Origin of the sequence: Paracoccus sp. P2 (assembly GCF_046335115.1) — a bacterium.
Classification (GTDB): Bacteria; Pseudomonadota; Alphaproteobacteria; order Rhodobacterales; family Rhodobacteraceae; genus Paracoccus; species Paracoccus pantotrophus.
Window position 1 is genome coordinate 45032 of sequence record NZ_JBGOSN010000017.1, and the last position, 12232, is coordinate 57263.

The 12232-nt window shown below is 68.1% G+C and carries 13 protein-coding genes; 8 read left to right on the plus strand and 5 right to left on the minus strand.

Going from position 1 to position 12232, the window contains the following annotated elements:
- Nucleotides 1–35: 35 nt before the first annotated feature.
- Entirely contained in the window at nucleotides 36–1121 is a 1086-nt protein-coding gene (locus ACDP63_RS12530) for a DUF2235 domain-containing protein (RefSeq protein WP_024843562.1), read from the minus strand.
- Nucleotides 1122–1201: 80 nt separating this feature from the next.
- Nucleotides 1202–2359, minus strand: coding sequence for a type III PLP-dependent enzyme (locus ACDP63_RS12535; RefSeq protein ID WP_024843561.1), 1158 nt, complete (start codon nucleotides 2357–2359; stop codon nucleotides 1202–1204).
- A gap of 140 nt (nucleotides 2360–2499) precedes the next feature.
- Between ACDP63_RS12535 and ACDP63_RS12540 the strand changes: the two genes are divergently transcribed.
- Nucleotides 2500–2931, plus strand: coding sequence for an Lrp/AsnC family transcriptional regulator (locus ACDP63_RS12540; RefSeq protein ID WP_024843560.1), 432 nt, complete (start codon nucleotides 2500–2502; stop codon nucleotides 2929–2931).
- Here ACDP63_RS12540 and rsmD read toward each other — a convergent pair.
- Together rsmD and ACDP63_RS12550 are read right to left on the minus strand one after the other, a co-directional pair.
- Complete coding sequence (gene rsmD / locus ACDP63_RS12545) at nucleotides 2898–3494, minus strand: 16S rRNA (guanine(966)-N(2))-methyltransferase RsmD (protein ID WP_024843559.1); 597 nt, start codon at nucleotides 3492–3494, stop codon at nucleotides 2898–2900. The genes ACDP63_RS12540 and rsmD overlap by 34 nt on opposite strands.
- The gene (locus ACDP63_RS12550; RefSeq protein WP_409928099.1) at nucleotides 3491–4687 is read right to left on the minus strand and encodes an NAD(P)/FAD-dependent oxidoreductase; all 1197 of its coding nucleotides are present in this window, start codon (nucleotides 4685–4687) and stop codon (nucleotides 3491–3493) included. The genes rsmD and ACDP63_RS12550 overlap by 4 nt, the downstream gene beginning before the upstream one ends.
- Before the next feature lie 79 nt (nucleotides 4688–4766).
- Between ACDP63_RS12550 and ACDP63_RS12555 the strand changes: the two genes are divergently transcribed.
- Entirely contained in the window at nucleotides 4767–5249 is a 483-nt protein-coding gene (locus ACDP63_RS12555; protein WP_024843557.1) for a peroxiredoxin, read from the plus strand.
- Here ACDP63_RS12555 and ACDP63_RS12560 read toward each other — a convergent pair.
- A complete protein-coding gene (locus ACDP63_RS12560) occupies nucleotides 5183–5896 on the minus strand; it encodes a winged helix-turn-helix transcriptional regulator (protein WP_024843556.1) in 714 nt (237 codons plus the stop codon). The two genes, ACDP63_RS12555 and ACDP63_RS12560, sit on opposite strands and share 67 nt — an antisense overlap.
- A gap of 88 nt (nucleotides 5897–5984) precedes the next feature.
- Between ACDP63_RS12560 and ACDP63_RS12565 the strand changes: the two genes are divergently transcribed.
- Genes ACDP63_RS12565 through ACDP63_RS12590 form a run of 6 tightly spaced genes read left to right on the plus strand, consistent with a single transcriptional unit; the run spans nucleotide 5985 to nucleotide 12220 of the window.
- Entirely contained in the window at nucleotides 5985–6341 is a 357-nt protein-coding gene (locus tag ACDP63_RS12565; RefSeq protein ID WP_024843555.1) for a DUF1428 domain-containing protein, read from the plus strand.
- 10 nt (nucleotides 6342–6351) lie between these two features.
- Nucleotides 6352–7140 (plus strand): VOC family protein, encoded by a 789-nt coding sequence (locus tag ACDP63_RS12570; protein WP_024843554.1) that lies wholly within the window; start codon nucleotides 6352–6354, stop codon nucleotides 7138–7140.
- Nucleotides 7137–7772, plus strand: coding sequence for a YceI family protein (locus tag ACDP63_RS12575; protein ID WP_024843553.1), 636 nt, complete (start codon nucleotides 7137–7139; stop codon nucleotides 7770–7772). The genes ACDP63_RS12570 and ACDP63_RS12575 overlap by 4 nt, the downstream gene beginning before the upstream one ends.
- 3 nt (nucleotides 7773–7775) lie before the next feature.
- On the plus strand, nucleotides 7776–8408 hold the full coding sequence (locus ACDP63_RS12580; protein ID WP_024843552.1) for a glutathione S-transferase family protein: 633 nt from the start codon (nucleotides 7776–7778) through the stop codon (nucleotides 8406–8408).
- Nucleotides 8408–9067, plus strand: coding sequence for a glutathione S-transferase family protein (locus ACDP63_RS12585; RefSeq protein WP_051419523.1), 660 nt, complete (start codon nucleotides 8408–8410; stop codon nucleotides 9065–9067). The genes ACDP63_RS12580 and ACDP63_RS12585 overlap by 1 nt, the downstream gene beginning before the upstream one ends.
- A gap of 60 nt (nucleotides 9068–9127) precedes the next feature.
- The gene (locus ACDP63_RS12590) at nucleotides 9128–12220 is read left to right on the plus strand and encodes a valine--tRNA ligase (protein WP_024843550.1); all 3093 of its coding nucleotides are present in this window, start codon (nucleotides 9128–9130) and stop codon (nucleotides 12218–12220) included.
- The last annotated feature ends 12 nt before the right edge of the window (nucleotides 12221–12232 follow it).

Genomic DNA, 12232 nt, shown 5'->3' on the forward strand with positions numbered 1-12232 from the left:
ACCGGGACGGACGCATGGGGCGCCGCCGCGCGGCATCAGCCGTCCGGCCCCTGCCCCGCCGGCGTGGCGATTTCCGGCTGCGGCGCCGTCGCCGGCCGGGCCGCCGCATCCTTTGCCTTGGGCCTGGCCCGGACCAGCCGGCGATGCGGGCGCGGCGGCGCGGCCTCGGCCAGCGCCCCGGCCAGCAGCGCCGGGCCGGTATAGGGCCGCGGCACGGAAGGGTGCAGCATCTCGGACGGATCGGCCCCGGCAAGGCGCGGCGCGCGCGCCAGGAAGGCCTTGCCCCAGTTGCGCCACGACCCGACCGAGGGCGCGGTGGCGTCGCAGGCGAAATGCGCACGCCAGCCATCCGGCAGCGGCAGGCCAAAGGCCTCGGCCCGCGACATCATCCAGACCAGCGGGATATTGGCCAGCGGCCGGGCATATTCCAGCCCCGAAAGCTGGCCACCCACATCCGGGTGGCAGCCGCGAAACCACATCTGCTCGATCCGGCCGGGGGCCGAGGCGCTGTCCCAGATCAGCGGCTGGAAGGCCGCCCGCGTCTCGTCCAGCGCCAGCGCCTGCACGCCGCGCTCGACATGCGCGCCCAGATGCGCGTCGTGAAAGCGAAAGCGCGGCTCGGTCAGCATCCACAAAAGCGGCAACCGGATCCCCAGCGCCATCACCGTGTCAAAGACCCCGATCATGCGGATCGGCACGACCGGGTGGCACAGCGCGGGATCCAGCCGGCCGACCATGCGGTCGCGGCCCTGCCGGTAAAGCTGCCAGGCCTGCTGGACGTTGCGGCGCGTGGCATGGGCATGGGTCAGCAACCCCACCCGCCCGATCATGCCGGCAAGCGAGCGCGCGGCAAAGGCGCCACGGGAATATCCAAAGAAGAACAAGGGATTGCCCGGCCGCCATTCGCGGGCAAGCCAGGCATAGGCACCGCAGATATGCCGCTCCAGCGCCGAGCCCATGGCCAGTTCCGGCAAGGTGCGCCAGGCCTCCCATTGCTGGCCGGGGGCGTAATGCACCGCAAGCGGCACCGGCAGCGCCCCGCATTCGCCCGACAGCAGGGCGTGGATGCGGGCGATGGACGACCTTCGCCCCTCGGTCAGCGAGGCGAAGGTGCCATCCATCAGGACAACCTGGCATATCGGCGGGCGGGATGATTCCATGGTCCGACGCTAGCATGGAAACGCGAAGCGTCGATTAATCCCTATTCAAGCGCGTTCACGGTCAGGTGTGCCATCAACCCGAACCCATTGAAGCGGGTGTTGGTGACGGTCGAATAGGCGCCGGCACCGTGGAAGATGACATAGTCGCCCTCCTGGATATTGGCCGGCAGGGACAGCTCGCCCGGCAGCCGGTCCACCGAATCGCAGGTCGGGCCGAAGATGATGCGCGGCATCGGCTCTTCCTCGCGCGCCGTGCCCTCGGGCGTCAGCACCTGCAGCCGGTCGAGATTGCCGACGATGGGCAGTTCGAACAGCCCGCCATAGACGCCGTCGTTCAGGAACACGTTCTGGCCGTCGCGCACCGCCTTGACGCGGGTGATCAGCGAAAAGGCGTCGGCGCAAAGCCCGCGGCCGGGCTCGCAGACCAGCTGCGGCGCATCGGCGCCGAAGGCCTCGTCGGTCACGCGGCGGATCAGACCGAAGATCGCGGCCAGGTCCGGCTCGACCCCGGTCACGCGATGCGAGGGGAAGCCGCCGCCCACGTTCAGCCGCCGCGCCCTGACGCCGGCCATGGCGCAGATCTCGACCGCGGTGGTGATATAGCTTTCCCAGGCATGCGGATCGACGCATTGCGTGCCCGGATGGAAGGTCAGCGAGGGGATATAGCCGCGCTCCGCCACCGCGCGCAGCAGCTCCGCCGCCAGTTCCGGCGTGGCGCCGAACTTCGAGCCGAAATCATAGGCCGCGCCCAGCACCGGCAGCTTGAAGCGCGGCGAGATCTCGCAATGCTCGGCCGGCACGCGGGCGAAAAGCTTGTCCAGCTCCGAGCGGCTGTCCACCGACCAGGCCTTGATCCCCGCCTCGACGGCATGGGCGATCTCGGCCTGCGAACGCACGGGGTTGTGGTAATGGCGCGCCGCATCCGGGGCCAGCCGGCCGATCAGGTCGATCTCATAGGGCGAGGCCACGTCGAAGCCCTTGATCCCGGCCGCCGAAAGCGTGCGGATCACCGCCTCGTCCGGGTTCGACTTGACCGCATAGGTGACGAGGCCGGGAAAGCCCTGCAGGAACCGCTGGGCGGTGGCGCTCAGGACCGAGGGGGCAAAGACCATCACCGGATTTTCCGGCGCCAGCCTGCGGATGATCTCGGCGGGATTGTTCCAGACGGTCTTGGGGCCGCGGCCCTCGGTCAGTCCCATCGGCATGTCCTTCCTGTGCGCGTGTGGGGGTGCAAACAAGTCTGCGCCCTATGGGTTCCGATTGCTGCAATGAAAAGGGTGGAAATGGGCCGCGACTTCGTTAATATGCCGAAAGCTTCGGCAAATCGACAGGTGGGCGGGTGGACGAACTTGATCGCGGGATTCTGGCCCATCTGGCGCAGGACGCACGCATGTCCGTGGCGGTTCTGGCGCGGCGGCTCAAGGTGGCGCGGTCCACCGTGCAGGCGCGGCTGGAGCGGCTGGAAACCTCGGGCGCCATCGCGGGTTACACGCTGCGGCTGGGCGATTCCGCGCGCGAGCATCGCATCCGCGCCACCTGCCTGCTGACCATCGAGCCGCGCGCCCAGGCGGCGATCCTGGCCCGGCTGCGCAGCCTGCCCGAGGTCGAGCGCATCCATACCACCAGCGGCCGTGTCGATCTTTTGCTGCAACTGGCCGCCATATCGACCAGCCAGCTTGACGATGTGCTGGATCAGATCGGCGGTTTGACCGGCGTCCGCTCCAGCGAGAGCCTGATTCACCTGTCCACCAAGCTGGATCGCGCCGCCTGATCGTGTCCCCTGCGCAACAATGTGACAATCGTGTCGCCGTATTTGCGCTGATCGATGCGTTCCAGTCCGGCGACCGGGCCGGGCGGGGCCGATTCCTCCCAGACCACCATGCCGCCCGGCGCGATCCAGCCGCCGGCCAGCGCCGATTCCAGCGCCCGCTCGCCCAGGCCCTTGCCATAGGGCGGGTCCAGGAAGACCAGCCCATAGGGCGCGCCGCGATTCTCGCCCAGCCTTGTCGCGTCGCGGCGCCAGACATCGGTCACGCCCATGGCGCGGGCCTTGTCGATATTGGCGCGCAACAGCGCCCGCGCCGCCACGCCGTCATCGACGAAGGCCACGCGGGCGGCACCGCGCGACAATGCTTCCAGCCCCAGCGCGCCGGTGCCGGCGAACAGGTCCAAGACCCGCGCACCGGGGATCGGATTGCCATGCGTGCCGTTGATCAGCAGGTTGAAGACCGACTCGCGCACCCGGTCGGTGGTCGGGCGCAGATGCGCCGCCGGATCGCCGGCCCCGATCTCGGCCAGTTTCAGCCCGCGCAGGGTGCCGCCGACGATTCTCATGCCATCAGCGCCTTCAGCTCGGTGGCCTCGGCCACCGCCTCGGGCTCGGGCGAGCGGCCGGCCTCGATCAGCCGCTTGCCGATCATATAGGCGCGGGCATCGTTCAGCGCGTCCACGGCGATCAGCCGGCCGCCCCTGAAATACCAGACCGAGCCGCCATTCGCCGCCGGCCGCGTCACCACCCGGTCGCAACCCAGGTTCAGCCCGGCGATCTGCAGTTTCGCATCGAACTGGTCCGACCAGAACCAGGGCTTGGGCACATAGGGGGCATCGGCGCCCAGCATGTTCGCCGCCACCGCCTCGGCCATGTCGATGGCATTGCCGACGCTTTCCAGCCGCAGCCGCCCCCCCGCTGCCGGAAAGCTGGCGCAATCGCCCGCCGCCCAGATCGACGGGTCCGAGCTGCGGCCAAGCGCATCCACGGCGATGCCGTTGTCGATGGCCAGCCCCGCCGCCTCGGCCAGCGCGGTTTCGGGCGCGATGCCGATGCCGCAGATCACCAGATCGGCCGGCAGGCGGCGGCCGTCGGCCAGTTCCACCCCATCGGCAGCCGTGTCGCCGGTGATACGGGCAATGCCGGTGCCCTCGACGATCTCGACGCCATGGGCGCGGTGCAGGGCGCGGATCATGTCCGCGGTCTCGGGCGCGGCGACACGGCCCAGGATGCGCGGCGCCGCCTCGACCAGCGCGACCTCCAGCCCCAGCTTGCGGGCCACCGCTGCGGCCTCCAGCCCGATATAGCCGCCGCCGATCACCACCAGACGGCGCCCGGCCACCAGCGCCGGCCTGAGGCCCGCGATGTCGGCCAGGTTGCGCACCACATGCACGCCGGGCAGGTCGCCGCCCATCGCGGCCGGCAGGCGGCGCGGACTCGCGCCCAAAGTCAGGGCAAGCTGGTCATAGGGATATTCGCCGCGCTCCGTCGCCACCACGCGGCGGGCGCGGTCGATCCGGACCGCACGCTCGCCCAGGTGCAGGGCGATGCCCTGTTCGTCCCACCAGTCCGGGGCGCGCAGCGTCAGCCGGTCCAGCCCCATCTCGCCCAGCAGATAGGCCTTGGACAAGGGCGGGCGCTGATAGGGGGCAGCCGGCTCGTCGCCGATGAGGGCGATGCCGCCCCCATGCCCCAGCGCGCGCAGTTTCGCCGCCAGAGAGGCCGCCGCCTGCCCCGCGCCAAGGATCACGATGTTCATTCTTCGCCCTCGCTGGTTTGCCCGCGGCGCAGAGCCTATAGTTGCGCCCGGAACGATGCAATTGACGGAGGAACCGCGCATGTCCATCGCAAAAGGCGACAAGCTGCCCGAAGGCAAGCTGCTGAAACTGGGCGCCAATGGCCCCGAGGAAGTGGCCGCCGCCGACCTGGCCCAGGGCCTCGTGGCGATCTTTGCCGTGCCGGGCGCCTATACGCCGACCTGCACCAACGCCCATATGCCCAGCTTCGTGAAAAGCGCCGGCAATTTCCGCGACAAGGGCGTCTCGCGCCTGGTCTGCATCACGGTGAACGACCCCTTCGTGGCCGGCAAATGGGCCGCGGATACCGGCGCGACCGATGCCGGAATCGAGGTGCTGGCCGATGCCGACGGCAGCTTCACCAAGGCGCTGGGGATGAACATCCAGGGTGCAGGCTGGATCAACGGCCGCTCGAAACGCTATGCCATGCTGGTCAACGACGGCACGATCGAAGAGCTTCAGGTCGAAGAAGCGCCCAGCGCCTGCTCGGTTTCCTCGGGCGAATCGCTGCTGGAACTGGTCTGAGGCGCCAGGCGGAACAGCGCCGTGAACTGCTGCGCGGCGCTGCGGTCGCCGCGCAGCCCGATCAGCCCGGCCGAGGCCAGCGCCACCGGCCCCGGCCCATAGACCGCCGCCGCCAGCGCATTGCCCGAACCCTCCAGCACGAAATCCGCCGCCGGCACCCGCGCCGCCCGGACCAGCGGCAACCCGTCCGCCGAAAGCGCGACCTCGAACCCCTCCTTGCCCGAGACGAAGCCGGCGCGCAGCGGTGATCCGGCAGCAGCCGCGCTGTCCACCGTGGCCGAGATCGAGATCATCAGCGCGGAAATGCTGATGAATTTGCGCGGATCGTGCCCCGGCATCACCAGCGCCCAGCGGCACAGCTCGCGCAGCAGCGGATGCAGCGCCCGGCCGGCCTCGGTCAGCGCATAGACCCCCAGCACATCGTCATGCGCCACCACCCCCGCCTGCACCAGCTGGTTCAGGCGCTGGGTCAGCACGCTGGCCGTGACGCCGGGCAGCCCGGCGCGGATCATCTGGAACCGCTTGGGTGCGAACATCAGTTCGCGCACCACCAGCAGCGCCCAGCGGTCGCCGATGAAATTCAACGCATGGGCGCCAAGGCACCCTTCCTCGTAGCGCAGTCGCGAGATCTTGCCAGTGTTAGTCATGTTTCAATATTAACAGTTGCTTTTTAATACTGCAACTGCCAACCTGCGACTCATTGGCGCATCTTGCGCCCGATGAGGAGGAAGAGAGATGACCTACTACTCCGGTTTCCTGCTGCCGGTTCCGACGGCGAACAAGCAGAAATACATCGACATGGCCCAGGGGGCCTGGTCCATGTTCAAGCGCTATGGCGCGCTGCGCATGGTAGAGGCCTGGGGCGTGGACGTGCCCCGCGGCAAGGTCAACGATTTCTACATGTCCACCCAGGCCAAGGACGACGAGACCGTGGTGTTTTCCTGGATCGAATGGCCGGACAAGGCGACCGCGGATGCGGGCTTTGAAAAGATGATGGCCGACCCCGAGATGCAGGGGCCGCCCGAGATGCCCTTCGACGGCATGCGGATGATGTGGGGCGGCTTCGAGCCCATCGTGGACGAGAAAGCCTGAGGGGGCAGCCATGTATCACGGCAAACCCTGCTGGTTCGAGCTCTCCGCCGCCAGGGGCGGGCTCGACGCGGCCGAAAGCTTCTATGGCAAGGTCTTCGGCTGGACCATCGCGGACTCGGGGATGGAAGGCTTTACCTATCGCCTGGCCAGCCATGGCGGCGACATGGTCGCCGGGCTGATGGAAATGCCCGAGGATTGCGCCGAGGTGCCGCCCTTTTGGATGGTCTATTTCGACGTGGACGATGCCGATGCCACCGCGGCCAAGATCAAGGCCCTGGGCGGCTCGGTGTTCCGCGAGCCGGCCGACATTCCCGGTACCGGTCGCTATGCCGTCGTTACCGACCCGCAGGGCGCCACCTTCGGCATCCTGCAACCGGCGCCGATGGACCCGCAGCCTCCGGTCGAATCCGGGGCCTGGAACCAGGGCAAGGAAAGCCACGGCAACTGGATCGAGCTGATGTCCACCGATCCCGGCGCGGGCTTCGACTTCTATGCCGAGCTGTTCGGCTGGACCAAGTCCACCGCCATGGACATGGGCGAGATGGGCACCTACCAGCTATTCGCCTGGCAGGGCACCGATATCGGCGGCATGATGGGGCTGGGCAATGCGCCGGTGCCGTGCTGGCTGCCCTATTTCGGCGTGAACGGCGTCGATGCCGCCATCGCCCGCATCCGCGAGGGGGGCGGCGAGGTGCTGCACGGGCCGATGGAGGTGCCGGGTCCGGCCTTCATCGCGGTGGCGCGCGACCCGCAGGGCGCGCATTTCGCCGTGGTCGGGCCCAAGGACGAAATGTCATGATCCGCGCATCCCTGATCGCGCTCGCCCTCTGGGCCGCACCCGCTGCGGCCCAGGAGGTGACGCCGGAGAGCATCCCCCGCGGCCAGCAGGACTATCACGCCGCAGCCGCCGGGGCCTATCGCCTGGACCCGACGCATTCGGCGGTGCAGGCCCGCGTGCCGCATATGGGCTTTTCGGTCAGCGTCTTCCGCTTCGGCACCGTCTCGGGCCAGCTCGACTGGAACCCGGACGACCCGGCGCAAAGCCGGCTGGAAGCCGAGGTCGAGATCGCCTCGATCATGACCCCGGTCGCGGGCTTTACCGAGATCCTGACCGGCCCGGACTATCTGGACAGCGCGACGAACCCCACCGCACGCTTCATCGCCGACAGCTTCAGCGCGGAGAGCCCGACCAAGGGCACGGTCTCGGGCCAGCTGACGCTGCTGGGCAAGACCCAGCCCGCGACATTCGAGGTGACGCTGATCGGCGCGGGCAAGGGCTATACCGGCGACGAATCCGGCAACCCGATCATCCGCGACCTGATCGGGCTGCATGCCCGGACCGATATCGACCCGCAGGCCCATGGCATGAACGAATTCTTCACCGATCCGATCACCATCGAAATCGACGCCGAGTTCGCCCGGCAGGAGTAAGCCATGACATATGCGATTACGACCTACGACTGGGTGCCGCCCTTTGCGGTCGGCTATGTCCGCGACCTGCGCATCCGCTGGGCCTGCGAGGAAGCCGGCCTGCCCTATCAGATCGAAACCACCAGCGTACGCGAAAAGACCCCGCAGCATTTCGCCCGCCAGCCCTTCGGGCAGGTGCCGATCCTGCGCGACGGCGAACTGTCGCTGTTCGAGAGCGGCGCGATCCTGCTTTACTTGGGCGAACGCTCCGAGGCGCTGATGCCGCGCGAGGCCGCCGCGCGGGCCGAAACGCAGCAATGGCTGATCGCCGCGCTCAACAGCCTTGAACCGGCGGTGATGGCCATGGTGCTGGCGCGGATCTTCGACCAGGATGCAAGGGCCGAGGAACTGGCCCTGCCGCGCCTGCACGAGCGTCTGGGGCAACTGGTCCCGGTGCTGGAAGGGCGGGACTTCATCGCCGCCGGCCGCTTCACCATTGCCGACCTGCTGCTGGCCGATGTGCTGCGCGTGGTGGACAGCGTGGGCGAACTGGCGGTCCATCCGGTGCTTTCCGCCTACATGAACCGCATCACCGCCCGCCCGGCCTTCCGGCGCGCCCATGCCGCGCAGGTCGCGCATTTCGCGCAGGCCGCGTGATGCTGACGCTCTATGGCCACCCGCTGTCCTCCTATACGCAGAAGGTGCTGATCGCACTTTACGAACTGGGGACGGATTTCGAGTTTCGCCATATCGACCTGGGCGACGAGGGCGACCGGGCGCTGATGCGGTCGGTCGAGCCGATGGGCCGGATGCCGGCGCTGCGCGAGGGCGATCTGGTGCTGTCGCAAAGCTCGCTGATGATCGAATGGCTGGACCGGCACCATCCCGGACCGCAGCGCCTGCTGGACCCCGACCCCGACGCCTCGCTGCCGGCGCGGCAATGGGACCGCTTCCTGGATTTCCAGGTCATGCAGATGATGCAGCAGATCGTCGATGCCCGCATCTTCATGGCCGAGGGGGCCGAGGAACGGGTCGCGCCCTTCGCCCGCGGCAAGCTGGACCTGGCCTATGCCGCGCTCGACCGCCATCTGGACGGGCGCGACTGGATCGCGGGCGGCTTCGGCCTGGCCGATTGCGCCGCCATGCCGGCGCTGTTCTATGCCGGCGCCATCCATCCCTTCGCGGATCATCCGCGCCTGACCGGGTATTTCGAGCGGCTGGTGACGCGGCCCTCGGTCCAGCGAGTGATCGAGGGCGCGCGGCCCTTCTATGGCTGGTTCCCGTTCAAGGACGGGATCGCGGCGCGGTTTCTCTAGCGCCTCTTGGCCTTTCGCCGTGGTTTCGCTATCCCCTTTTCGATTCGAGGGGTAAGCGACATGGCCATGGACAAGAATTTCGACGCCGGAACCGCCGAGGCGCGGATCGCGCGGGAATGGGCGGCAAGCAATGCCTTCGCCGCGGGCGCCAATGCGAAGCCGGGGGCGGAAAGCTTCTCGGTGGTGATCCCGCCCCCGAACGTGACCGGCAGCCTGCATATCGGCCACGCGCTGAACAACACGCTGCAGGACATCCTGGTGCGGTGGCACCGGATGCGCGGCTTTGACACGCTCTGGCAGCCGGGCCAGGACCATGCCGGCATCGCCACGCAGATGGTGGTCGAACGCCGCATGGCCGAGCGGCAGGAACCCAACCGCCGCGAGATCGGGCGCGAAGCCTTCCTGCAGAAGGTCTGGGCCTGGAAGCAGGAATCCGGCCATACCATCGTCGAGCAGCTGAAGCGCCTGGGCGCTTCCTGCGACTGGTCGCGCAATGCCTTCACCATGTCCGGCGCCCCCGGCGCCCCCGCGGGCGAGGAAGGCAATTTCCACGATGCCGTCATCAAGGTCTTCGTGGACATGTATGAGAAGGGCCTGATCTATCGCGGCAAGCGGCTGGTCAACTGGGATCCGCATTTCGAGACCGCGATTTCCGACCTCGAGGTCGAGAACCGCGAGGTTCCCGGCCATATGTGGCATTTCAAATATCCGCTGGCCGGCGGCGAGACCTATGAATACGTGGAACGCGACGCCGACGGCAACGTCACCCTGCGCGAGATGCGGGACTATATCAGCATCGCCACCACCCGGCCCGAAACCATGCTGGGCGACGGCGCGGTCGCGGTGCATCCGGACGACGCCCGCTATGCCCCCATCGTCGGCAAGCTTTGCGAGATCCCGGTCGGACCCAAGGAACACCGCCGCCTGATTCCGATCATCACCGACGAATATCCCGACCCGGATTTCGGCTCGGGCGCGGTCAAGATCACCGGCGCGCACGACTTCAACGACTATGCCGTCGCCATGCGCAACGGCATCCCGCTTTACGCGCTGATGGACGGCAAGGGCCAGATGCGCGCCGACGGGCTGAGCTACGAGGAAAGCGCCGAGATCGCCACCCGCGCGGCACGGGGCGAGGACGTGGGCGACGTCTCGAACGTGAACCTGGTGCCCGAGGAATTGCGCGGCCTCGACCGCTACGAGGCGCGGGCGCGGGTGGTCGAGGCGATCACCGAGGAAGGGCTGGCCGTCACCTATCTGCACAAGTCCATCGACAAGGAGACCGGCGCCGAGCATCTGGAGCGCCGGCCGCTGGTCGATGCCAAGCCGATCATGCAGCCCTTCGGCGACCGCTCGGGCGTGGTCATCGAGCCGATGCTGACCGACCAGTGGTTCGTGGACACCGCAAAGATCGTCGGCCCGGCGCTGGAGGCGGTGCGCTCGGGCCAGACCCGCATCCTGCCCGAGCAGCATGAAAAGGTCTATTTCCACTGGCTGGAGAATATCGAGCCCTGGACCATCAGCCGCCAGCTGTGGTGGGGCCACCAGATCCCGGTCTGGTACGGGCTCGACCTGCGGCTGGAAGGCCAGGTCGAGGACGACCATGACGGCGTGCTGGACGAGGTCGAGATCTTCGCCCTGCTGGAAGAAGGCCTGGTGCATCGCGACGAGATCCACCACGCCGCCCCGAGCTTTGCCGAGGTGGTCGAGAAGTTCCGCGATGCCATCGCCGAACTGCCGGTGCCGCTGGAAATGGCCCGGGTGGTCGAGGTCGCCGACCGCGAGGCGGCGGTGGATGCCTTCGCCCAGGGGCTGGCCGATTACAACCTGACCCAGGACCCGACGAAGCTGGTCTATCCGGTCTGGCGCGACCCGGATGTGCTGGACACCTGGTTTTCCTCGGGGCTCTGGCCCATCGGCACGCTGGGCTGGCCCGAGGATACGGCCGAGCTGCGCAGGTATTTCCCGACCTCGGTGCTGGTGACCGGCTTCGACATCATCTTCTTCTGGGTGGCCCGGATGATGATGATGCAGCTGGCCGTGGTCGGGCAGGTGCCGTTCCGCACCGTCTATGTGCATGGGCTGGTGCGCGACGAAAAGGGCGCCAAGATGTCGAAGTCGAAAGGCAACGTCATCGACCCGCTGACCCTGATCGACGAATACGGCGCCGACGCGCTGCGCTTTACCCTGACCAGCATGGCCGCCATGGGCCGCGACCCCAAGCTGGGGCCGAAGCATGTCGAGGCGAACCGCAATTTCGTCACCAAGATCTGGAACGCCACCCGCTTTGCCGAGATGAACGGCGTGCGCGGCGGCGTGGCGCGGCCCCAGCCGCGGCATGTGGTGAATCGCTGGATCATCGGCGAGGTCGCCCGCATCCGGCAGGCCACCGACGAGGCGCTGGAAACGTTCCGCTTCAACGACGCCGCGACCGGGCTTTACGCCTTCGTCTGGGGCAAGGTCTGCGACTGGTATGTCGAGTTCTCCAAGCCCCTGTTCGACGGCGAATATGGCGAGGAAACCCGGGCCACCATGGGCTGGGTGCTGGACCAGTGCTACACGATGCTGCACCCGATCATGCCCTTCGTCACCGAGGAGCTTTGGGCGCTGACCGGGGATCGCCAGCGGATGCTGGTGCATGGCGACTGGCCGGAATACGGGCCCGAGCTGATCGACGCCGAGGCCGACCGGCAGATGAACTGGGTGATCCAGCTCATCGAGGCCATCCGCTCGGCCCGCGCCCAGATCGGCGTGCCGGCCGGCGCCCGTCCCGACCTGATCGTGACCGAGGCCGACGATGCGGCGCGGGCGGCACTGGCCGCCAACGCGCCGCTGATCGAGCGGCTGGCACGGGTGAACGCGCCTGCCGAGGGCGCCATGGGGCCGGGCATGATCTCGGTCGCGGCACTGGGGGCGAGCTTCGCGCTGCCGGTCGGCGAGATGATCGACGTGACGGCCGAAACGGCACGGCTGGAAAAGGCGGCGGGGAAGGCCGAGAAGGATGCCTCGGGCCTGCGCGGGCGGCTGGGCAACCCGCGCTTTGTCGAGAATGCCGAGCCCGAGGTGATCGAGGAGACGCGCGAGAAGCTTGCCGCGCTGGAGGACGATCTGGCCCGCATCCGCGCGGCCCTGGCGCAGCTGGCGGCGATGTGACCCCCGGCTTTT